General features: G+C 64.2%; 18 protein-coding genes and 1 tRNA gene. 7 read left to right on the top strand and 12 right to left on the bottom strand.

Annotated features, from left to right (window positions below):
- Positions 1-86: 86 nt before the first annotated feature.
- From V474_RS05785 to V474_RS05800, 4 genes are all read right to left on the bottom strand, one after another.
- Positions 87-869, bottom strand: a complete 783-nt coding sequence (locus tag V474_RS05785; RefSeq protein ID WP_059150508.1) for an enoyl-CoA hydratase-related protein — start codon at positions 867-869, stop codon at positions 87-89.
- A 29-nt stretch (positions 870-898) separates the two neighbouring features.
- A complete protein-coding gene (locus V474_RS05790) occupies positions 899-1,879 on the bottom strand; it encodes an NAD(P)H-dependent flavin oxidoreductase (RefSeq protein ID WP_059150509.1) in 981 nt (326 codons plus the stop codon).
- A gap of 237 nt (positions 1,880-2,116) precedes the next feature.
- The gene (locus V474_RS05795; RefSeq protein WP_059150510.1) at positions 2,117-3,607 is read right to left on the bottom strand and encodes a DEAD/DEAH box helicase; all 1,491 of its coding nucleotides are present in this window, start codon (positions 3,605-3,607) and stop codon (positions 2,117-2,119) included.
- Between the two features lie 167 nt (positions 3,608-3,774).
- The gene (locus V474_RS05800; RefSeq protein ID WP_059150511.1) at positions 3,775-4,386 is read right to left on the bottom strand and encodes a hypothetical protein; all 612 of its coding nucleotides are present in this window, start codon (positions 4,384-4,386) and stop codon (positions 3,775-3,777) included.
- A 175-nt stretch (positions 4,387-4,561) separates the two neighbouring features.
- Here V474_RS05800 and V474_RS05805 point away from each other — a divergent pair, with 175 nt between their 5' ends.
- Both V474_RS05805 and V474_RS05810 read left to right on the top strand, forming a co-directional pair.
- Entirely contained in the window at positions 4,562-5,995 is a 1,434-nt protein-coding gene (locus V474_RS05805) for an FAD-binding oxidoreductase (RefSeq protein WP_059150809.1), read from the top strand.
- 114 nt (positions 5,996-6,109) lie between these two features.
- On the top strand, positions 6,110-6,886 hold the full coding sequence (locus V474_RS05810) for a SapC family protein (protein ID WP_059150512.1): 777 nt from the start codon (positions 6,110-6,112) through the stop codon (positions 6,884-6,886).
- 308 nt (positions 6,887-7,194) lie between these two features.
- Here the strand turns inward: V474_RS05810 and V474_RS05815 are convergent, their stop codons facing one another.
- Positions 7,195-8,139: an N-formylglutamate amidohydrolase gene (locus V474_RS05815; protein WP_059150513.1), complete on the bottom strand. Its 945-nt coding sequence runs from the start codon at positions 8,137-8,139 to the stop codon at positions 7,195-7,197.
- Between the two features lie 173 nt (positions 8,140-8,312).
- Between V474_RS05815 and cpdR the strand changes: the two genes are divergently transcribed.
- The 3 genes from cpdR (at position 8,313) to V474_RS05830 (ending at position 10,305) form a co-directional block, all read left to right on the top strand.
- Positions 8,313-8,687 (top strand): cell cycle two-component system response regulator CpdR, encoded by a 375-nt coding sequence (cpdR, locus tag V474_RS05820; protein WP_059150514.1) that lies wholly within the window; start codon positions 8,313-8,315, stop codon positions 8,685-8,687.
- Positions 8,688-8,786: 99 nt separating this feature from the next.
- Positions 8,787-8,861, top strand: a tRNA-Val gene (locus tag V474_RS05825).
- Between the two features lie 220 nt (positions 8,862-9,081).
- Positions 9,082-10,305, top strand: coding sequence for an NADP-dependent isocitrate dehydrogenase (locus tag V474_RS05830; RefSeq protein ID WP_059150515.1), 1,224 nt, complete (start codon positions 9,082-9,084; stop codon positions 10,303-10,305).
- A 130-nt stretch (positions 10,306-10,435) separates the two neighbouring features.
- Here V474_RS05830 and V474_RS05835 read toward each other — a convergent pair whose 3' ends face one another.
- Complete coding sequence (locus V474_RS05835; RefSeq protein WP_059150516.1) at positions 10,436-11,278, bottom strand: TauD/TfdA dioxygenase family protein; 843 nt, start codon at positions 11,276-11,278, stop codon at positions 10,436-10,438.
- A gap of 158 nt (positions 11,279-11,436) precedes the next feature.
- Positions 11,437-12,027: a TetR/AcrR family transcriptional regulator gene (locus V474_RS05840; protein WP_059150517.1), complete on the bottom strand. Its 591-nt coding sequence runs from the start codon at positions 12,025-12,027 to the stop codon at positions 11,437-11,439.
- Positions 12,028-12,125: 98 nt separating this feature from the next.
- Here V474_RS05840 and V474_RS05845 point away from each other — a divergent pair, with 98 nt between their 5' ends.
- A complete protein-coding gene (locus V474_RS05845; RefSeq protein WP_059150518.1) occupies positions 12,126-13,196 on the top strand; it encodes a PA0069 family radical SAM protein in 1,071 nt (356 codons plus the stop codon).
- A gap of 99 nt (positions 13,197-13,295) precedes the next feature.
- On the top strand, positions 13,296-13,568 hold the full coding sequence (locus V474_RS05850) for a hypothetical protein (RefSeq protein ID WP_059150519.1): 273 nt from the start codon (positions 13,296-13,298) through the stop codon (positions 13,566-13,568).
- 10 nt (positions 13,569-13,578) lie between these two features.
- Here V474_RS05850 and V474_RS05855 read toward each other — a convergent pair whose 3' ends face one another.
- From V474_RS05855 to V474_RS05875, 5 genes are all read right to left on the bottom strand, one after another.
- Complete coding sequence (locus V474_RS05855) at positions 13,579-15,174, bottom strand: long-chain fatty acid--CoA ligase (protein ID WP_059150520.1); 1,596 nt, start codon at positions 15,172-15,174, stop codon at positions 13,579-13,581.
- A gap of 238 nt (positions 15,175-15,412) precedes the next feature.
- The gene (dnaE, locus tag V474_RS05860; RefSeq protein ID WP_059150521.1) at positions 15,413-19,012 is read right to left on the bottom strand and encodes a DNA polymerase III subunit alpha; all 3,600 of its coding nucleotides are present in this window, start codon (positions 19,010-19,012) and stop codon (positions 15,413-15,415) included.
- 103 nt (positions 19,013-19,115) lie between these two features.
- Positions 19,116-20,522, bottom strand: a complete 1,407-nt coding sequence (locus V474_RS05865; protein WP_059150522.1) for a carboxylesterase/lipase family protein — start codon at positions 20,520-20,522, stop codon at positions 19,116-19,118.
- 115 nt (positions 20,523-20,637) lie between these two features.
- Positions 20,638-21,129 (bottom strand): glutathione peroxidase, encoded by a 492-nt coding sequence (locus V474_RS05870; protein WP_059150523.1) that lies wholly within the window; start codon positions 21,127-21,129, stop codon positions 20,638-20,640.
- Positions 21,130-21,140: 11 nt separating this feature from the next.
- Positions 21,141-21,419: a hypothetical protein gene (locus V474_RS05875; protein WP_059150524.1), complete on the bottom strand. Its 279-nt coding sequence runs from the start codon at positions 21,417-21,419 to the stop codon at positions 21,141-21,143.
- Positions 21,420-21,428: the final 9 nt, after the last annotated feature.

A 21,428-nucleotide genomic window follows, 5' to 3' on the forward strand; every position in this document is an offset into this window, starting at 1 on the left:
GAGCTTGTCGAAGGATCACAGCGCAGTGCCAGCATCCTTCGACAGGCTCAGGATGAGCGGGGGTGGGGTTACGGAAAAGTGAAGCGTTACTGCCCCTTGAACACCGGCTTGCGCTTTTCGAGGAATGAGTTGACGCCTTCGAGGAAGTCCTCGCTGCGCCCCGCCTCGCGCTGGTTCCTGCGCTCCGCCTGAAGCGCCGTCTCGAGGCTGGAATCGAGCGCGTCCCAGGCCATCCGCTTGATCATACCCAACGAACGCGGCCCGCGCGCCAGAGCCTTTGCCAGCTTCATCGCCTCGGCATCGAGGTCCGCATCGGGCACCACCTTCGTCGCCAGCCCCCAATCGAGCGCGGTCTTGGCATCGACCTTCTCTCCCAGCAGCATCATCTGCATCGCGCGCACCCGGCCCACCGCCTGCGCCAGCAGGTATGTGGCGCCGCCATCAGGCACCAGCCCGACATGGCAGAAGGCGCAGAAGAAGTACGAACCCTCGGCCATCAGCACCACGTCACCCGCCGCTGCAAGGCCTGCGCCGAAGCCAGCCGCAGCGCCGCGAATCGCGGTCACCACCGGCTGCTCCATGGTCTTGATCGCCATAATGACCGGGTTGAACGCGCGGTCCAGCTGTCCGCCGATGTCGCGCAGCGGATCGGCGAGCATGTCCTGCGCCGCAGCAAGGTTCGCGCCCGAACAGAACCCCTTGCCCTCACCGGTGAGCAGCACCGCGCGGGCACCGCGCGCCGCTTCGTCGAGGGCGTGGACCATCTCGTGACCCATCGCCTCGGTCACGCCGTTCATGGTTTTGGGATCGTTCAGAGAAATGCGCGCGACGCCGTCCTCCAGCGAATAGAGGATGTGCTCGTAAGTCATGGGGATTCCTCTCCAGTGATCGCCGGGTTTCAGGCGAGCATTCTACCGAGGCGTGTTTTCACGATCTCCTCGGCTTCGCCAACGATCCTTTCGATCAGTTCCTTGCAGGTGGGCACGTCGTGGATCAACCCCTGCACCATCCCCGCCCAGAAAATCCCCTTGTCGAGATCGCCGCTGGCCAGCAATTTACGTCCCGCCGCCCCGACCACCAGATGGCGAATATCCTCGAACTGCGCATCGGGACGCGCCGAAATCTCGACCACCTCGTCGGAGACGGAATTCTTGCCTACGCGCGCGGTATTCTTGAACTTGCGGAAGATCAGGTTGGTGCCGCGCTCGTCGTTCTCGACGTATTTCGCTTTCACATTGTCGTGGATCGGTGCTTCTTTCGTCGCGCAGAAGCGGGTGCCCATGTTGATGCCTTCCGCCCCCAGCGCCAGCGCCGCGACAAGGCCGCGCCCGTCACCGATGCCGCCGGATGCCAGCATCGGGATTTTCACCTTGTCCGCCGCCGAAGGGATCAGGATCAGGCCGGGAATATCGTCCTCGCCCGGGTGGCCGGCGCATTCGAAGCCGTCGATCGAGATGATGTCGCAGCCGTGCTTCTCGGCCGAAAGCGCGTGGCGCACGGCGGTGCACTTGTGCAGCACGGTGATACCGTGGGGCTTCACCATCTCCCAGATTTCGCGCACCTGCTGGGTGCCGGCCGTCTCGACGATCCTCACGCCGCCGTCGATCACCGCCTGGGCATAGGCCTTGTAGTCAGGCGGCAGGATCGTCGGGAAAACGGTGATGTTCACCGCGAAGGGCTTGTCCGTCATCGACCGGCAGCGCTCGATCTCGTCGCGCAGGGCTTCGGGGCTGGGCTGGGTGAGCGCGGTCAGCGTTCCGAGACCGCCTGCGTTCGACACCGCGCTCGCCAGTTCGGCGTAGCCCACGCCCTGCATGCCGCCCTGGACGATCGGATGTTCGATGCCGAGCATCTCGGTGACGCGGGTCTTGAATGCCATGGCTTTTGTAAACTCCCTGAAGACGCGCCCGCCGGTTGCCCGGCCAGCCATGCAACGGGGCTATGCCATGGGGCGCGGGCCTTCAAGGCGGCGATGGCCCTCCCCCGGCCAAACCGTTTGAGCATCGTGGCAGCGAACGCGCAAAGGCCCGGCGCCGGGCCGTCAGATGCGCCCCGTCGAGAGCGCGAGCCCTTTTTTCGCGTCAGTCGCCGGGCGTTTCGCCCGGCCGACCGCCTATTAAAGGGCCGAGACGTGAAGGAAGTTGGGCACCGGGCCGTTCCAGCTGCCGTCGTCGCGGGCCACCGGCTCGGCATCACGGCGGCGTCCGCCACGGCTGGAAGCGGGAGCAGAGGCCGGAGCGCTGGGCGCAGGCGTTTCCGCTCGTACTTCGCGCCGGGGGTCCTCGGCACGCGGTTGACGGCGCGCGGTCCGCGCGGGGCGTTCCTCACGCTTGGGCGCGGCTTCGGGCTGTTCGGCGACTTCACGCGGCTCGGCCGCTTCGGTCTTGGCAGGAGCCTCGCGCCGGGCGCGCGGTTCGCGCCTGGGCTTTTCCTCGCGGGCAGGCTTGGCCGCACGCGCGGGCTTTTCCTCATGGGCTTCGGCCGTGTCGCCAAGGCCAAGCTCATAGATCGGGATCGGGCCGCCGGTCAGCTTCTCTACGTTGGCGATCGCCTCGGCGTCCTCGGGTGCAACGAAGGTGAAGGCGCGGCCCGTCGCTCCGCCGCGGCCGGTGCGGCCGATGCGGTGGACGTAGTCGTCCGGATGCCAGGGAGTGTCGAAATTGAAGACGTGGCTTACGCCCTTCACGTCGAGGCCGCGCGCGGCGACGTCGGAAGCGCAAAGGATGCTGATCTCACCGGCCTTGAACCGTTCCAGTTCCGCGTTGCGCGAAGCCTGGTCCATGTCGCCGTGGATTTCGCCGGCCGAGAAACCGTAGCTCTTCAGGCTCTTGGCCAGTTCGCGCACAGTGGTCTTGCGGTTGGCGAAGACGATCGCGGTGGTGACGTTATCCGTCTTCAGCAGTTCGCGCAGGACTTCACGCTTCTTGCGCGAAGGCACGGCGACTTTGTGCTGGACGATACTGGTGTTGTTCGACGCCGGACGGGCGACTTCGATGTACTTCGGGTTCGTCAGAAATCGGTCGGCCAGCTTCTTGATGACCGGCGGCATCGTTGCCGAGAACAGCAGCGTCTGGCGATTGGCCGGCAGCTTGGAGCAGATCGTCTCGATGTCGGGGATGAAGCCCATGTCGAGCATGCGGTCGGCTTCGTCGATGACCAGCAGTTCGCAGCCGGTGAGCATGATCTTGCCGCGCTCGAACAGGTCCATCAGGCGGCCCGGCGTGGCGATCAGCACATCGACACCGGCGGACAGCGCCTTGAGCTGGTCACCCATCTGCACGCCGCCGATCAGCAGCGCCATCTTGAGGTCGTGGTTCTTGCCGTACTTCTCGAAGTTCTCCGCGACCTGCGCGGCGAGTTCGCGCGTAGGTTCGAGGATCAGCGAGCGCGGCATCAGCGCGCGGCGGCGACCATGACCGAGGATGTCGATCATCGGCAGCACGAAAGCCGCGGTCTTGCCGGTTCCCGTCTGCGCAATGCCGATGATGTCCTTCATCATCAGCACGGGCGGGATCGTCTGCGCCTGGATCGGAGTCGGCTCGGTATAACCCGCAGTCTCGACCGCTTGGAGCAATTCGTTCGACAGGCCGAGATCGGCAAAGCTCATAAGCGTATGGTTTTTCCGGAAAAACTTGGTCAATGGGGCGACATGCGATCAGGAGGAGCATGCGCTCGTCAAGACACCTGTTGCGCGACAGTGCGCCCTTCGCGGGAAACGCCCCGAAAGTCAAGGAATTCCGGGTTTGCCGGTTTCGACACTCCGCCGACGCGCGTTCAGCGATCCTGTTCGATCAGTTCGCGGATGCGGGTGAGCTTGCAGTTCATGCCGCTGCGCGACAGCAATGTGTCACGGTCCACGCAGAGCCGTCCGTCCGGGATGTCCTCCAGAAGGAAGCCCGAATAGAAGTCCCGCGCTCGGCAGGAACGGTCGAGTTCGGCGCTGACGACGCGCCGGTCGCGCATGAACAGCAGCAGGCGATTGGCACGGTCGGGCCGCACGCTGGCTATGCCCGCGACCGGCAGGCAATTGCCGATCTTGCGCTCGGTGATCTGCGGCATACCGCCGTCGCCGTCGGGCATGCCCATGAACATCTCCGGCATCGGCACGGCGGATCGCGGGGTGATGCGGATGATCATGCGCTGTTCGATGCGCACCTGCCAGGCATCTTGCGGCAGCGCATGGCTGAGCAGGCTTACCGGGAAAGGCGAATCGGAGGGGAGCCCCGGAATTTCATACTTCGGCCAGGCATGGGCCTTTGGCGGGATTTCCGCAGGCGCCTGCTCACCCTGCGCCCGGACGTCATCCGCGCGCGGCGCTACGTCGGTCGCGCCCGCTGCGGGAAGCAGCAGGAGGATGGGATAGAACAGGACTGAGGCGAAATTCATTCTCGATAATGTCCCCGGATGCCGGACATGCCGACATGTCCCCCTTATCGCAAGAGCTTGAACCGCCGCTTAACTCTCCGCGCATGACTGCCTTGCCGGGCGATGCATTTATGCCACTGGACGAGAAAGAGCCGCAGATGATGAAACCGGCCGCGCCATGTGCCATATCGGCCCCATGACCGCTTCACTCGCCTCCATCGACCCGTTTCTCGAAGACGCCCTTGCCCTGCTCGGGCCGCGCGGACTGACATGCGACCCCGAACTTGTCTCGCCCTGGCTGACCGACTGGCGCGGGCGCTTCACCGGCAAGGCCCGCGCCCTCGCCTCGCCCGCGAATGTCGAGGAACTCTCGCAGCTCGTGCGGCTTTGCGGCCAGCACGGCGTGCCGATCGTGCCGCAGGGCGGAAACTCCGGCATGTCGGGCGGCGCCACGCCCGACCAGACGGGTGAGGCCCTGCTCCTCTCGCTGCGCCGGATGAACCATATCCGCGAGATCGACGCCGAAGCGGGCCGCGTCACCTGCGAGGCCGGCGTTGTCCTCCAGACGCTGCACGAAGCGGCGGAAGCACAGGACCTGCGCTTCCCGCTCACGCTGGGCGGCAAGGGGTCTGCGACCGTCGGCGGCCTCATATCCACCAACGCAGGCGGATCGCAGGTACTGCGCCACGGCTCAATGCGCGCGCTGGTGCTGGGGCTGGAGGCGGTGCTGGCCGACGGCCAGGTGTTCTCGGCGCTCACCCCGCTCAAGAAGGACAACCGGGGATTCGATCTGAAGCAGCTGCTCATAGGCTCGGAAGGCACGCTCGGCATCGTCACTGCCGCCACGCTACGGCTGCTTCCCGCCGTGGCCGAGCGCGTGGTGATCTGGGCCGGGGTTTCCTCCCTGCCCGCAGCCCGAACGCTGCTGCTCCACTGCGAGGCGATGGAGGGCGAGACGCTCGAAGGTTTCGAGGTCATGCCTCAGGCCAGCATCGACGCGGTGAAGGACCATATGCCCGCCGCCCGCGCCCCGCTGGAGGGCCGCCATGCGTGGCACGTCCTCATCGAAGTCGTCGCCGACCGCGCCGGCGCCGCGACCTTGCGCGAACGCTGCGAGGCGATGATGGCCGATGCCTTCGAGAAGGACCTGCTGGAAGACGCCGCGATGTCCGCCAGCGAAGCCCAGGCCGACGCCTTCTGGCTGATCCGCGAGACCGTCCCCGCGGCCGAACGCGCGCGCGGGCCGGCCGTCCAGCATGATATCTCCGTTCCGGTGGAGAAGATGCCGGCCTTTGTCGAGATTACCGCGCCCATGCTGGAGGCGGAATTCCCCGGCACCGAGGCGATCGCTTTCGGTCATCTGGGCGACGGCAACGTCCACTACCACGTCATCGCGCCGCAGGTGACCGATGGAAAGGCGTGGAATGCGAACGAAGGCAAGGCGATCAGCCGCCGCGTCCATGATCTGGTGACGCAGTGGGGTGGCTCGATCTCGGCCGAGCACGGCATCGGCCAGCTCAAGCGCGACGAGCTGGTGCGACTGGGCGATCCGGCGGCGCTATATATGCTGCGTGCGGTGAAGCAGGCGCTCGATCCGCAAGGGCTGCTTAATCCGGGAAAATTGATCTAGCGTATTCATTGCAGGAATCCCCGAAACGGCGGGGAGCTGCGCTTGCGCGGCCGGGGCCTAGCCACTAAAGCCGGCGGCCTCTACAGATTACCCCACCTCGCGGAGAGTATCGCAATGGCCAGCGCGCCTCAGAATCCTGCACTGCCCCTGTTCTACAAGGACCTCATTCCGCTTAATTCGCAGCAGCATGCGAACTGGAAGACCCGCGCCACCGACAAGGCCACCTGGCTTGTCGGGGTCAATTCGGTGCCGCTCACGGTTGAAGAGTTCCCCCAGGCTCAGCGCAACTTCCCGATCATCTTCACCGCCGGCCCCGACCCGATCCCGCTCGTGCTGATGGGTATGAACGAGGGCGTGAACGTCTTCGTCGACGAGGACGGCATCGTGAACACGCCGATCTACATCCCCGCCTATGCGCGCCGCTACCCCTTCATGCTCGCCAAGCTGCGTAACGACGCTGACGAACTGTCGCTCTGCGTCGATCCGACTAGCGACCTGGTCGGCGAGATCGAGGAAGGCGAGGCCCTGTTCAATGAAGAAGGCCAGCCGAGCGACACCACCACCAACATGCTCAAGTTCTGCGAGAACTTCGAGATGGCCGGCACCAAGACCGCCAATTTCATGGCCGAGCTGCAAAAGCACAAGCTGCTGATGGACGGCGAGCTCAACATCGACCTCGGCAACGGCCAGCCGCCTTTCAACTATCGCGGCTTCCAGATGGTCGACGAGAACAAGCTGCGCGAAGTACGCGGCGACGTACTGCGCACATGGAACCAGAACGGCATGCTGCCGCTGATCTATGCTCACCTGTTCTCGCTTGACCTGGTTCGGGACATCTTCGGCCGCCAGGCAGGTCAGGGCAAGGTACCCAACATGCCGGTAAACGGCTGATTTACCACGCATAGGGCGAGGCTTATGACACTTTTGTCACAGTCTCGTCCAATTCGCTGAGCAACGCTGATAGGTCTCTGGACATTTTTCATACCTGCTGCATGACGAATCGCTTGAAGTTTGAAAAATGGGTGCGTAAGTAGGTCTTGCCCGGCCGGCGCTACCCTCATGGCCCGTTCGGGTTGGTGCACTTCGTGCACCTCCTCCCTGAACCTTGGCCACCTCGCGCATCGCGCGAGGTGGTTTTTTATTGCCTACCACATTTTCAGGCTCTCTGATCGTTTTCAGGCCGCCTGAGTGGTGAGCGGCTACTCAGCCGCCAGCGGCCAGCCTGCGTTCTGTCCGAGGTCCGCCACCACCGAAGCGAGGCGTCGCACAAGTCCCGCGATGTCCTCTACCATCTCCTCCATACCCTGCCCCGGCTCAGCGAGCGCCGAATCGAGATACCGGCTACGGTCGATCTCGATCTGCAGCGCGTGGATGCCGCTGCTCGGGTCTGCATGTCGCTCCAGCACATAGCCGCCCGCGTAGGGCCGGTTGTGCGCCGCCTCGCGCCCTACCTGCGCAAAATGCGCGAAGGCCGCCGCGACCACGCTACCGTGACAACTCGCCCCGAATCGATCGCCCAGCACTATTTGCGCACCGGGCCCACCTGGACGCGAGGGAAGCGGCGGCATCGAATGCAGGTCGATCAGCAGTGCCGCACCCCAGCGCTCTCGCAGCCCCGACAAAACGCGGGCGAGCGCAGCATGATAAGGCTCGTGAATGCCTTCGAGGCGGTCCTTCAGGTCCTGGGATCCGAAGCGGCGGCGCCATAATTCACCCATCCCGGCCAGCCGGCGCGGGATGAGGCCCAGTCCGCTGCGCGCACGGCGGCTGGGCAGTGGCAGACCGCCAGCGGGACGCGCATCGCGCGCGAACATTTCCCAGTCGATATCGTCAGGCGCACGGTTGAGGTCGATCATCGCGCGCGGCGCGTGGGCCAGAAGCAGGCTCGCCCCGGTAGCAGTCGCCACACCCTGCGCCAGCCTGTCGACGTAGCGATCCTCGAGCCGCAGGGCTACGCTGCTGCCGTGACGCAGTTCCCGGAGCAGCGATTGCGGATAGGCGCGGCCGCCATGCGGCGCCGCGATCACCACCGGAATCGCTGAAGGTTCCCTGGCGTCCAGGACGTAGGCGGCAACGCTCGGGGCACCGGGTATCCACCCTCCCCTTTCCTGTCGGGAATCACTCTCATCGGGCAGATCGATCATGAAACAACGCTGTGCGTTTCCCGCAATTTAGTCAAAGCGTCCCGTTCCCGGTCACTGCCAAATCCGGACAAGAATTTTAACCCGTGAGGCGCTATGGCGAGTCCCAGAACGACACGCGCCCCGGAGCGACGCGTCGCGCCCTCGCATAACACTACTAAACTGGACATATCGCGATGATCCGCATCCTCCTCGCCGAAGACGACGACGCCATGCGCACTTACCTGGCGCGCGCACTTCAAAATGCAGGCTACAGCGTCGTTGCGGTTGACCGGGGCACCGCCGCGATCCCCCATCTCAAGAACGACGATTTCGATCTGCTGCTTTCGGACATCGTCATGCCCGAGATGGACGGCATCGAACTCGCCCAGAAGTGCGCTGAGATTTCGCCCATGACGAAAGTGATGTTCATCACCGGATTCGCGGCCGTCACCCTGCGCGCCACCCGTGAGGCACCCCAGGCCAAGGTCCTCTCCAAGCCCTTCCACCTGCGCGACATCGTAATGGAAGTGCAGCGCATATTCGGCCTTACCGAACACGCTACTCTTTGAGTCAAAAAATCTTCATGAAGCCCCTTGCCACGGTAATGAACCGCAGCTAGAGGGCCAGTCCTCCGGCGGGGACACTCACCAGAGACGCCGAATTGGAATGGGCGTATAGCTCAGTGGTAGAGCACTATGTTGACATCGTAGGGGTCGCAAGTTCAATCCTTGCTACGCCCACCATTCCTTGAAAACCCGCCGTGAAAACGGCGGGGTTTCTGCTTTCGGGCTCTGGCTCCTCGCAAGCATCGCCCCCTCCGGCGCATCTACCCTGCGATTAGTGACAGGCTGGACGGCCAAACCCGGCCTCCGCCGCCGATTAGTGCCCAGCACCGGCCTTGCCATGCGCGCCGCCGCTGCCTAGAGACTGCCCCAATTCTCACCCCAGGGGAGTCCCTTTAGAATGGCAAAGATCAAGGTTACGAACCCCGTCGTCGAAATGGACGGCGATGAAATGACCCGCATCATCTGGCAGTGGATCCGCGAGCGTCTGATCCTCCCCTACCTCGACATCGACCTCAAGTACTACGACCTCTCGGTCGAGAAGCGCGACGAGACCGGCGACCAGATCACCATCGACGCCGCCAACGCGACCAAGGAATTCGGCGTCGCCGTCAAGTGCGCCACCATCACCCCCGACGAAGCCCGCGTTGAGGAATTCAGCCTCAAGAAGATGTGGAAGTCGCCCAACGGCACGATCCGCAACATCCTGGGCGGCGTGGTCTTCCGCGAGCCTATCGTGATCTCGAATGTGCCCCGCCTGGTTCCGGGCTGGACCGACCCGATCGTGGTCGGCCGTCACGCTTTCGGCGACCAGTACAAGGCCACCGACACCCTGATCCCCGGCCCGGGCAAGCTGCGCCTGGTCTGGGACGGCGAGAACGGCGAGAACATCGACCTCGACGTGTTCGACTTCCCGGCTCCGGGCGTCGCCATGGCGATGTACAACCTCGACGAATCGATCCGCGACTTTGCACGCGCCTCGTTCAACTACGGCCTCAACCTTGGCTGGCCGGTGTACCTCTCGACCAAGAACACCATCCTCAAGGCCTATGATGGCCGCTTCAAGGATCTGTTCCAGGAAGTGTTCGACACCGAAGGCTTCGCCGAGAAGTTCAAGGCTGCCGGCATCGTCTACGAGCACCGCCTGATCGACGACATGGTCGCCTCGGCGCTCAAGTGGTCGGGCAAGTTCGTCTGGGCCTGCAAGAACTACGACGGCGACGTGCAGTCGGACACCGTTGCGCAGGGCTTCGGCTCGCTGGGCCTGATGACCTCGGTCCTGCTCTCGCCCGATGGCAAGACCGTCGAAGCGGAAGCCGCCCACGGCACCGTGACCCGTCACTACCGCCAGCACCAGCAGGGCAAGGCGACTTCGACCAACCCGATCGCCTCGATCTTCGCCTGGACGCGCGGCCTGATCTATCGCGGCAAGTTCGACAACACGCCTGACGTGGTGCGCTTCGCCGAGACGATCGAGCGCATCTGCATCGAAACCGTCGAGAGCGGCAAGATGACCAAGGACCTCGCGCTGCTCATCGGCCCCGACCAGAGCTGGATGACCACCGAGCAGTTCTTCGAAGCCGTCGTCGAGAACCTCGACGCCGAAATGCTCAACTGGGCCTGATCCCGTTTCGGCCGGTGGCATAGACCACCGGCCAATCGGCACAGTAAAAAGCCCGCCGGCTCTGATGAGTCGGCGGGCTTTTTGCATCCGTAATTCTTCCCCTAGCTTGCCTCGGGACGCGACTTGCCCCTCACTCGGCCCAGGCTTCCTCACCTTCCAGCTTGGTGCGGTGCATCATGCGCCCGCAATCGGGATCGTAGGCCTCTGCGCGGTGCATGGTCCCGGTGTTGTCCCAGATCACCAGATCGCCCACCGACCACTCGTGGCTGTAGGTGAAGTCCGGGCTGGTCGCCCATTCGCGCAGGCCGTGGATGATCTGCGCACTTTCACTGTAATCGACGTCGATCACATGATGGCACGTGCATCCAAGGACCAGCGACTTGCGGCCCGATGCATGCTTCCACACCAGCGGCAGCACTTTCTCGCCGATGCTCTGCATGATCTTGAGCTTGGCCAGGCTGGGCTCGGCTTCATAGTAGAACAGCGAGGCCCAGGGCGCGTGCAGCACGCGCATGTTTTCATAGCGCGCCTTGTCCTCATCCGAGAGATCGTCGTAGGCAGCGTATGTATTCGAGAACCCGGTGTTCCCCGTTCCTTTGGGAATGGGCACCTTGCACGAAAGCAGCGAGGCCAGGATCGGCACTTCGTTGCGGGTGCCGTCGATGTGCCAGTAGAGCGAACCCTTTAGGTATTCGGCGCTGCTGGGGTTTTCCTTCACATCGAGCGTGATCTTGGAAGGCGAACCGTCGGCGTTTTCCGAGGCGTATTCGCCGAGCGTTTTCGTGAAGGCGATCTGCTCCTCGTCCGAGAAATTGATCTGCGGAAAGACCAGTACCCCGCGCGCTTCCAGTTCCTCGCGGATCCGGGCGGCGAATTCGCCGGACAGCAGCTCTTGCTTGGAATTGAGGATACGGCTGCCGATCTTCGGCTTGACGTGTTCGACTTTGAATTCAGCCGTAGTTGCGACCGACATGATGATATCTCCCGAAGTTTAGGCTGCGAGAACGCTGTTACCGCGTCTGCGCCCGAAGCTTCGGAAGCGTCAAGTGGACTGGCCCGGCAAGGTCAAGTCAGCGCTGATGCGGTAAATCAGCCCAATTTTGGCGGACCAGATGAGTCCCTCACGCCAGATCAGTCTTTGGCGGGGGCCAACTTTTCCAGCCACATCTCGACGATGCGCATTGCCTCCTCGTGGCCGGTGCGAACGCCCAGCCCCTCCTCCATTACTATGGCCCGGCCGATCCCGGCCAGGATGAGGCTGAGGCCCGCCGCGTCGAAACCTTCAAGGCGGTCGATCCGGTCGCCCAGGATTCGCTTGAAGATTTCCACCTGACGCGCCCGCATCTCCTCGCTGTGCTGCGCCATATAGTCGCGCACGGCGGGGCGGTGGTTGGCCATCGCCATGAATTCGAGCGCCATGGCGGTGCGGCTGGTGTCCACGAAGAACTTCCAGAGCGAACGCAGCGGATCGTCGGACGCCAGCGCTTCCTCGATCATCCGGTCGCTCTGGGCGGCGCCCAGCCGGGAGACTTCGACCAGCAGATCGTCAGTGGTCGGGAAATAGTAATGCACCAGCGAGGGTTTGAGCCCGGCGTGCGCGGCCACCCGGCGGGTGCTGACCGAGGCATAGCCCTCGTCCCGGATCAACTGGTTGGTCGCCTCGACGATGAGCGCCCGCGTCGCGGACGTCTCTGCTCCGACCCTGCGCGCTGCGCCTGCCATCGTAATTCCCTTCGCGGGTCGGCCTAGGGGCGGGAGAATGCAAGATCAACCGCGAATGGCCGATTGACATTTGTTCTCTTTTTGTTCAACCTCGCCTCATGGACGCAATCAAGGGCAGAGGCGCGGTTACGGGAGCGGCAAGCGCGCGCTTCAACCTTCACGCGCGTGAAGCGGACGGCGACTGGCTCGACGACGCCGAGGCCATCGACGGCCCTGCCCGCCATCCGGCGACCACCGTGACCGAGGAACATCCGCGCTCGATCCTCTCGTTCAACAAGTCCCCCGACATACCGTTCGACCGCTCGGTCAACGCTTATCGCGGCTGCGAGCACGGCTGCATTTACTGCTTTGCCCGACCCAGCCACGCCTATCACGATCTATCCCCCGGCCTCGATTTCGAAACGAAGTTGTTCGCCAAGCCCGCCGCCGCCAGCCTCCTGCGCGAAACGCTGGCCAAGCGTGGTTACAAACCCGCGCCGATCGCGATGGGAACCAACACCGACCCTTACCAGCCGATCGAGAACACCTACCGCATCACCCGCGACGTACTCGAACTATGCCTCGAAACGCGCCACCCGGTGACGATCACGACCAAGTCCGACCGCGTGCTGCGCGACCTCGACCTGCTGGTGGAACTGGCCCAGCGCAATCTGGTCAGCGTGGGCATCTCGGTGACCAGCCTCGATCCCAAACTCTCGCAGTTGCTGGAACCTCGCGCCTCATCCCCCGCCAAGCGCATGGCGGCTCTGGGGCGGCTGGCCGAAGCGGGCGTCCCTGCGCATGTTTCCGTCGCGCCGGTGATCCCGGCGATCACCGACAGTTTCATGGAGGCGATCCTGGAAGAATCGGCGACATGCGGCATCCATGCCGCGACGTGGATCATGGTCCGCCTGCCGCATGAGGTCGCGCCCCTGTTCCGCGAATGGCTGGAGGCTCATTTCCCAAGCCGCGCCGACAAGGTCATGGCAACGATCCGCTCGATGCGCGGCGGGCGCGACAACGATCCCGATTTCTTCACCCGCATGAAGCCCAAGGGCGTCTGGGCCGAACTGTTCCGCAGCCGCTTCCGCCTCGCCGCCACGCGGCTTGGCATCACCGGCCCGAAGCCCGTGCTGGACTGTACGCAGTTCCGCCGCCCATCGCTGGACGGTCAGCTTTCGCTCCTGTGACGCCGCGCTGTTGCGGCGATGGCCAAGACCCGTCCGTTCGCAACCGCATCGCCGTACGCGCGTTGCGTTGGCAACAAGATAACGGACAGGAGCCCAGATATGGCCGACGAAACCTTCGAAACCGCGCGCCAGCCGGAAGCCCCCGCTACGCACACCACGATCATCCATGAAGCTCCGCGCTCCAGCAGCGGGATCGGTATCATCATGGCGCTGATCCTGCTCGTCGTCGTCGTGGGCGGCATCTATCTGTTCAGCAAGACCTCAGGCGAAAGCGTTCGCGACAACGCCATCGCCGAAGCGGCGAGCGATGTGGGCAATGCCGCTACGAAGGTCGGCGATGCCGCCGAAAACGCGGTGAACACCAACAAGTGAGGGCGGTGGATCAGTCCAGGCGATAATCGCGGAACTGGATGCGCAGGTCCTTCTTGCTGATCTTGCCGGTGCCGGTGTGGGGCAACTCATCGACGAATTCGATGGCATCGGGCACCCACCACTTCGCAACGCGCGCGGTGAGATATTCGCGCAGCGCCTCTGCCGAAATCGCGGCGTCCGGTTTTTTCACAACCACCAGCACCGGGCGCTCGTCCCAGCGAGGGTGGAATATCCCGATCGCCGCCGCCTCCAGCACGTCGGGATGGCTGACGGCGGCGTTTTCCAGATCGACCGAGCTGATCCACTCGCCGCCAGATTTGATGAGGTCCTTGGTCCGGTCGGTCAGCCGCACCGTGCCGTCGGACGAGATCGCCGCAACATCGCCGGTATCGAACCAGTCGCCGGGCCCGGCAATGTCCTCCTCCGCCTCGAAGTAGCGTTTGATCGTCCATGGCCCGCGCACCTGTAGCGGTCCGCTCGTCTCGCCGTCGTGCGCGGCTTCGCATGTGGGGTCGGTCAGCGACATCACCCGCACTTCGCTGCCGTAGACCGGACGGCCCTGACGGCTCTTGCATTCGACTTGCTGTTCGAAAGTCATGTCATCCCATTCGGGCGGCTCGTAGGTGACCGTGGCGATGGGAGAAGTTTCGGTCATGCCCCAGGCCTGCACCACGCGTACACCGGCACGCATCAACCGTTCGACCACGCTGGATGGAACCGCCGAGCCGCCTGAGAGCGCCAGCCGGAACGGCGGCATCGTGCGTCCGGTGCTGTCGAGATGCTCGAACATCGCAAACCAGACGGTGGGAACGCCGCCGACATGCGTGACTTTCTCGTCCGCGATCAGATCGCACAGGATAGTGGGTTCGTTGACCTGACTATAGACCATCTTCGCGCCTGTCGCGGCGCAGGCCCAGGGCAGCCCCCAGTTGTTGGCATGGAACATCGGCACCACCGGCAGCACGCAGGACCGCGGCTCGATCGCCAGACATGCGGGTTGAATCATCGCCAGCGTGTGCAGCACGTTCGAGCGATGCGAATAAAGCACGCCTTTGGGATCGCCGGTTGTGCCGCTGGTGTAGCACAGCATACAAGGTGCCCGCTCGTCGCCCGCGGCCCACACGGCGTCGCCGTCCTCTCCTGCGATCCAGTCCGTGAAACTGACGGCATTGCGGGCGTCGTCGAAGCATATGTATTGCTCGATAGTCGGCCAGCGCGCGCGCATGCGCTCGACGATGGGCTGGAACTGGCTATCGTAGATCAGTACCCGGTCGCCCGCATGGTTGACGATATATTCGAGCTGGTCGTCGAACAGGCGCGGGTTGATGGTGTGGAGCACGCAGCCTGCGCCGGTGATGCCGAACCAGCTGGCAAGGTGGCGCGAATGGTTCATTGCCAGAGTGGCTACACGCGCGCCCGGGTAGATATCCAGCCGCCGCAGCGCCTGCATCATGCGCAGGGCATCGGAGCGCAAGTCATGCCAGTTCGTTCGTGTCTGATTGCCATCCGCCCATCGACTGACGATCTCCCGCCCAGGATGAGCCCGCGCGGCATGATCGATCAGGCCGGAGACGCGCAGTTCCCAATCCTGCATACCACCCAGCATCGCAGCGCTCTCCCGTACCGGCAATTGCGGGCACTTGTGTACTAAACGCGCTAAAGAAATTGTAAAATAAGGACAAGACGGTGCGAAGAAGGGCTAAATGGAACAGCCCGTTTTCAGCGAGACGCCATTCTTACTTTGTTGATCGCAAACGCTGCGCAGATACCCGCCCGATTGCCGTGCGCAAACAGACCGATCCACCCCATTAACGCAGCGTAAAATCAGGTGCGACGTGCCGCTGTCAGGCGGCCATCGGCACCTTTTCCGGCCCTCGGCGCGCGGTCAGTTCAATGCCCGATATGCCCGCCACGCTCTGCAATTGCTCGGCAAAGTCGCCGTCCAGCGCGAAGTCGCGGCCAAGGCGCACCTTCTGCTCGCGGCCATCGCCCAGGTGCAGGGTGGCAATCACCTCGCCGCTGCCCTTGGGTCCGGGGCGCATCAGCAGGGCAAGTTCCTGCACCGCCTCTACCCGGTCAATATCCAGCTTCAGCAGCATTCGTGCGTCCGCCTTCACTTCGGCCAGAGGGCGCCCGCCGCGCACTGTGACGCGCGGAGGCTCGTCCGCACTGGGCGAATCCAGCTCGACCTGGAGCAGGATGCAGGTGCCTTCCTTGGCCCACTTCACGAAGTTCTCAACCAGACTTTCCTCGAAACACGAGGCCGAGAAATTGCCCGACTGGTCCGAGAAATCGGCCATGACGAAGTCCTTGCCGCGCTTGGTCTTGCGCCGCTGCACGCTCTCCACCATCGCCGCCATGACCGCGCCAGTGCGCCCGCCGCCGCCGCCCGCCATCAGGCTGGAATAGGTACGCGCGCCGTTGCCGCTGGCGACCACACGGTACTGCTCGACCGGGTGGGCGGCGAAGTAGAAGCCGAAATTCTCGCGCTCCTTCGCCATCTGTTCGATACGGCTCCAGGGTTCCGCTTCGACGAGGCGCAGGCCCTGTTCGGCATGGTCATCGCCGCCGAACAGCGCGGCCTGCGTGGAATTGCGTTCGCGCGAGGAGCGGTCGGCCTCGGCCAGCAAGGTGTCCGCGTTGGCGAGGACCTTGGCGCGGTTCGGCTCCAGCGTATCGAAACCGCCCGCCGCGCCGAGGCTTTCAAGCTGGCGGCGGTTCATCGAACCGGCAGGCGCACGGCGGAACACATCGTCCAGGCTGACGAACGGGCCATTGGCCACGCGCTCGGCGACGATAGCGTCCATCGCTTTTTCGCCGACGTTGCGGATGCCCGCCAATGCATAGCGCACCGCGTGGCTTTCGGCGGTTTCCTCGACGATGAATTCGGCTTCCGAGCGGTTGATATCGGGCGGCGCCAGTTCGATGCCGTTGCGGCGCGCATCGTCGACGAAGATCGCCAGCTTTTCCGACTGGTGCATGTCGAAACACATGGCGGCGGCGTAGAATTCGTGCGGATAGTGCGCCTTGAACCAGGCGGTGTGGTAGGCCAGCAGCGCATAGGCGGCCGCGTGCGATTTGTTGAAGCCGTAACCGGCGAACTTGTCGATCAAGTCGAACAGTTCATTGGCCTTGGCCGCTTCGATGTCGGATTCGCGCTTGCAGCCTTCGACGAAGCGCAGGCGTTGGGCGTCCATCTCGGCCTGGACTTTCTTGCCCATGGCGCGGCGCAGAAGGTCGGCGTCGCCCAGCGAGTAGCCCGCCAGGATCTGCGCGGCCTGCATGACCTGCTCCTGATAGACGAAAATCCCGTACGTCTCGCCCAGGATCACCGAGAGCTTCTCGTGCGGATATTCGATCGCGGCGAGGCCGTTCTTGCGCTGTCCGAACAGCGGGATGTTGTCCATCGGCCCCGGACGGTAGAGCGAGACGAGCGCGATGATGTCGCCGAAGTTGGTCGGCTTCACGGCCGAAAGCGTGCGGCGCATGCCTTCCGATTCCAGCTGGAACACGCCCACGGTGTCACCGCGCTTGAGCAGTTCGTAAACCGCTGGATCGTCCCAGCCCAGGGTCGCAAGGTTGATCGTGATGCCGCGCCGCTGCAGCAGTTCGCCCGCCTTGTGCAACACCGACAGCGTCTTGAGGCCGAGGAAGTCGAATTTGACGAGACCCGTGTCCTCGACATATTTCATGTCGAACTGGGTCACCGGCATGTCGGAACGCGGATCGCGGTAGAGCGGCACCAGCTGCGCCAGCGGACGATCGCCGATGACGACGCCCGCCGCGTGGGTGGAGGAGTTGCGCGGCAGGCCTTCGAGCTGCACCGCCAGATCGACCAGCCGCCGCACTTCCGCGTCATTGTCGTATTCGCGGCGGAATTCCGGCACCGGGCCGTCCTTGGTGACGCCGTGCTGCTTTCGCCCGTTGATCGTCTCGGTCAGCGTCCAGGGGTCGGTCGGATGGTTGGGCACCATCTTGCACAGGCTGTCGACCTTGCCGTAGCCCATCTGCAGGATGCGCCCGCAATCGCGCAGAACCGCGCGGGCCTTCATCTTGCCGAAGGTGATGATCTGGGCGACGTGGTCCTCGCCGTACTTGGCCTGGACGTAGCGGATCACCTCGCCGCGCCGGGTTTCGCAGAAATCGATATCGAAGTCAGGCATCGACACGCGTTCCGGGTTGAGAAAGCGTTCGAACAGCAGGCCCAGCTTCAGCGGATCAAGGCCGGTGATGGTCAAGGCCCATGCCACCAGCGAGCCGGCGCCCGAACCGCGCCCCGGACCCACGGGAATGCCATTGTCGTTGGCCCACTTGATGAAGTCGGCAACGATCAGGAAGTAGCCGGGAAAGCCCATGCCGACGATGATGCCGACCTCGAAATCGAGGCGGTCGGCATATTCGAGGAAGTCTTCAGTGACGCCTTTTTCGCGCAAGGCTTCGTAGGCGGCGCGGCGCTCGTCGCCCTTGAGGGCCATCGCCTCGTCCAGTTCCTGCACGGTGATGTCGGGCCAGTACGGCGCGAGGCGGACGGCAAGGCCAAGGCGCGAATCGTCGGCCAGCATCCGTGCCTCACCCTCGCGGTCACCGGCGAGGCTTGGCAGCAGCGGCTTGCGCTTGGGCGGTGCATAGGCGCAGCGCTGCGCAACCACGAGGGTATTGGCCAGAGCTTCGGGCAGGTCTGCGAACAGTTCCTGCATGACCGGCATCGGCTTGACCCAGCGCTCAGACGAGGAGCGCGGGCGATCTTCGGCGTCGATCTGGGTGGAGTTGGCGATGCACAGCAGCGCGTCATGCGCGGCATGGAAGGTCTTTTCCGGGTACTGCGCCGGGTTGGAGGCGACCAGCGGGATATCGCGGCTGTAGGCGAGCGCGATCAGTTCCTCCTCGCTCTCGTCCTCCTCAGGCTCACCGGTGCGGGTGATCTCGATGTAGAGGCGGTCGCCGAACAGCGATTGCAGCGTGTCGCAGTAGCTTTCAGCAGCATCGTATTTGCCGCCCGCGAAGAGCCGCGCCAGCGCGCCTTCGTTGCCGCCGGTGAGACAGATCAACCCATCGGTATAGCCCCGCAGCGATTCGAGCTGGACGTGGGGGTCAAGCTCCAGCGGGCGCGCCAGGTGTGCCCGGCTGACGTGGTGGCACAAGTTGAGCCAGCCCGCCTCGTTCTGGGCAAGCAGGGCCAGCCAGTCGATCGGGAAATCCTGGCCCTGCACCGCCGCACCGGGCCGGGCCACGGCGAGGAAGGTGCCGACGATGGGCTGCACGCCCGCGCTCTTGGCTGCCCCTGCAAAGATCGGGGCGCCGTAAAGGCCGTTACGATCGCAGATCGCGGCGGCGGGGAACTTGCGCTCCTTGGCCAGCTTGGCGATCGCCTTCGGCTCGATCGCGCCGTCCAGCATGGTGAAGCTGGAGAAGATGCGAAGCGGTACGAAGGGAGAATGAGCCATCGCCCGAATTTAGGCACTGCACCCATAGACGATCAAGGCCGCGCCGGGGAAAAGGCGGGGGATAGCACCGCCCATCCCTCAATTTGGCGCGCCCTGTGGCGTTTCAGCGCTTCAGGGTGAGCGGGTCGCGCGCGGCGCGAGCTTCGCCATCGGCGGCGAAGTCCATGATAACGTCCTTGCCGGGGTCGTAGCGCGGCCATGCCGGCAGCGCGCCGCCGTTCGGGTCGCCCTTCTTCGCAAAGGCCACCAGCGCATCGCTCATCATCTTGCCCATGTGGTTATCCATCGCGGTGATCCCGTCCGCATATTTCACCGCCTGGGTATCGAAGAAGAACGGGATGTCGGTGGCATGGCCCGCGCCTTGCGCCTTGGTCGAGGCGGCGACGTAGGAGAAGCGATAGGCGTAGACCGGTACGCCCGCCTTGGTCAGCGCCCCGGCGATGTCGCGCGCGCCCTTTATCATGACGCCGTCCGGGCCGCCCATATCGGCGCTGGTTGCGCCTACCATGACCGGCACCTTGGCGAACTGGCCCTGCGCATACGCCTTGCGCATGTCCACCGCGATCCGGCCGTCCGCGAAGGGCGACGAGAACGGCGGGCGCGGAGAAGCGAACAGCGCCGCCATGTTCAACCCGTCGACCACCTGCTCGGCGCTGAGCGCACGCAGCTTGTCCAGCGCTTTGGGATCGTTTGCGGCGATGCCTTTGGTGGCGGCGAACGCCACGCCGGCCTTCTCGGCCTCGGCCATGTCGCCCTTGCCAAGCATGTCGCCGTTGCCGCCGGACATGATGACCGCGCGGTGGAAAAGGCCCTTGGTCAGGGGTGAGGTCATCAGCATGTGAACCGAGAAACCGCCCGCGCTCTCACCCATCAGGGTGATATTGGCGGGATCGCCGCCGAAGGCCGCGATATTGTCATGCACCCATTTGAGCGCGGCGATCTGGTCCATTGTGCCGTAGTTGCCCAGCAGTCCGCCATCGGCATTTTGCGCGGCAAGCTGCGGGTGGGCGAAAGTGCCGAAACGGCCGATGCGGTAATTGAAGCTCACCACCATCACGCCTTTTCGTGCCAGTTCCGCGCCCGAATAGGTCGGTGGCGACGACCCCCCGTTCACGAAGCCGCCGCCGTAGATCCACAGCACCACGGGCAGCTTGCCTCTGGCGCCATCCGGCTTCCAGACGTTGAGGTAGAGGCAGTCCTCCGCAGGCGGCGTGCCGAGCGGCGCGGCGTCGCTGGGGAACGGCTTTTGCATGCAGTCGTGCCCGTAGGCCGTCGCCGGGCGTACGTCCTGCCACGCGGCGGCAGGCTGCGGCGCCCGCCAGCGCAGATCGCCCACCGGCGGCGCGGCGAAAGGGATGCCCTTCCAGCTGACGACGCCTTCCTCGCTAACGCCGGAGACTTTGCCGGTTTTCGTCTCGGCGATGGGATCCTTGGCCATCACCGGCGCGCAGGCTGCCGAGGCAAGCGCGATCGAGACAAGCGCGGAGGACGAGAAACGCAGACGCAGCATCTTGAGTGCAACTCCGAGGAAGGAAATGGGAGCGCTGTGGATCGGCCCAAATGTCGGCCGCATCAATCCCTTGCTCACGCGAAGCGGCGGGGCAACGCTGCGAATGATGAATGTGCTAGAGCAGCGCCTCGATATCGCCGGTCAACGCGGCGGGCTTGTCAGTGGGGGCATAGCGGCGGACCACTTTACCCTGGCGGTCGATGAGGAACTTGGTGAAGTTCCACTTGATCGACTTCGACCCGAGCAGACCGGGTGCCTGCGTCTTGAGCCATTCGTATAGAGGCGCGGTGCCCGGCCCGTTGACTTCGACCTTCCCCATCAGCGGGAACGACAGGCCGAAGTTGACCTCGCAGAACGCCGAGATCTCGTCAGCGTCGCCCGGCTCCTGCCCGCCGAACTGGTTGCACGGGAAGGCCATCACCTCGAACCCGCGCTCACCGTACTTCTGCCAGAGTTCCTCCAGCCCGCTGTATTGCGGAGTGAAGCCGCACTTGCTGGCGGTGTTGACCACCAGCACCACCTTGCCGAGACGGTCGGCAAGGCTAACCTCCTCGCCATTCGGCAGAACGGCGGAGAAATCAGCGATAGTGCGCGGGCTGTCCCTCACGCTTGGGACTTTCACGCCAGAGGGAAATCAGCGCGGCGCGACAGCCTGCGAATTTCGCCGATGCGGAACGTGTGGTCGCCGTCCTTCTGAATGGCGTAATCGTCCTGCCGGTCTTCGGGCATTCCGAGGACGAAAAGGATCAGTTCGGCCACCGTGCCGCGCCGGATGGTCTTGAACCGGTGGAACAGGCCGCCGCCATCTTCGCACTTGTGAAGCTCGGCGGAATCCTCCCAGCCGAAGCCCTTTGCCGGGCTGGTGCTCGTCTCGATGGTGGAGGGGGTGTCGCTCATGGGCGCTGA

The sequence above is a fragment of the Novosphingobium barchaimii LL02 genome (genome assembly GCF_001046635.1).
In the GTDB taxonomy this organism is placed as follows: Bacteria; Pseudomonadota; Alphaproteobacteria; order Sphingomonadales; family Sphingomonadaceae; genus Novosphingobium; species Novosphingobium barchaimii.

Excerpts from the sequence above, each read along its gene's own strand:
- V474_RS05840 (WP_059150517.1), bottom strand. The coding sequence starts at position 12,027 with ATGGCAGGCGCAGCGCGCAGGGTCGGAGCAGAGACGTCCGCGACGCGG.
- V474_RS05875 (WP_059150524.1), bottom strand. The coding sequence starts at position 21,419 with ATGAGCGACACCCCCTCCACCATCGAGACGAGCACCAGCCCGGCAAAG.
- V474_RS05790 (WP_059150509.1), bottom strand. The coding sequence starts at position 1,879 with ATGGCATTCAAGACCCGCGTCACCGAGATGCTCGGCATCGAACATCCG.
- V474_RS05835 (WP_059150516.1), bottom strand. The coding sequence starts at position 11,278 with ATGTCGGTCGCAACTACGGCTGAATTCAAAGTCGAACACGTCAAGCCG.
- V474_RS05850 (WP_059150519.1), top strand. The coding sequence starts at position 13,296 with ATGGCCGACGAAACCTTCGAAACCGCGCGCCAGCCGGAAGCCCCCGCT.
- V474_RS05800 (WP_059150511.1), bottom strand. The coding sequence starts at position 4,386 with ATGAATTTCGCCTCAGTCCTGTTCTATCCCATCCTCCTGCTGCTTCCC.
- cpdR (WP_059150514.1), top strand. The coding sequence starts at position 8,313 with ATGATCCGCATCCTCCTCGCCGAAGACGACGACGCCATGCGCACTTAC.
- V474_RS05865 (WP_059150522.1), bottom strand. The coding sequence starts at position 20,522 with ATGCTGCGTCTGCGTTTCTCGTCCTCCGCGCTTGTCTCGATCGCGCTT.
- V474_RS05785 (WP_059150508.1), bottom strand. The coding sequence starts at position 869 with ATGACTTACGAGCACATCCTCTATTCGCTGGAGGACGGCGTCGCGCGC.
- V474_RS05845 (WP_059150518.1), top strand. The coding sequence starts at position 12,126 with ATGGACGCAATCAAGGGCAGAGGCGCGGTTACGGGAGCGGCAAGCGCG.
- V474_RS05830 (WP_059150515.1), top strand. The coding sequence starts at position 9,082 with ATGGCAAAGATCAAGGTTACGAACCCCGTCGTCGAAATGGACGGCGAT.
- V474_RS05805 (WP_059150809.1), top strand. The coding sequence starts at position 4,562 with ATGACCGCTTCACTCGCCTCCATCGACCCGTTTCTCGAAGACGCCCTT.
- dnaE (WP_059150521.1), bottom strand. The coding sequence starts at position 19,012 with ATGGCTCATTCTCCCTTCGTACCGCTTCGCATCTTCTCCAGCTTCACC.
- V474_RS05795 (WP_059150510.1), bottom strand. The coding sequence starts at position 3,607 with ATGAGCTTTGCCGATCTCGGCCTGTCGAACGAATTGCTCCAAGCGGTC.
- V474_RS05855 (WP_059150520.1), bottom strand. The coding sequence starts at position 15,174 with ATGCTGGGTGGTATGCAGGATTGGGAACTGCGCGTCTCCGGCCTGATC.
- V474_RS05810 (WP_059150512.1), top strand. The coding sequence starts at position 6,110 with ATGGCCAGCGCGCCTCAGAATCCTGCACTGCCCCTGTTCTACAAGGAC.
- V474_RS05815 (WP_059150513.1), bottom strand. The coding sequence starts at position 8,139 with ATGATCGATCTGCCCGATGAGAGTGATTCCCGACAGGAAAGGGGAGGG.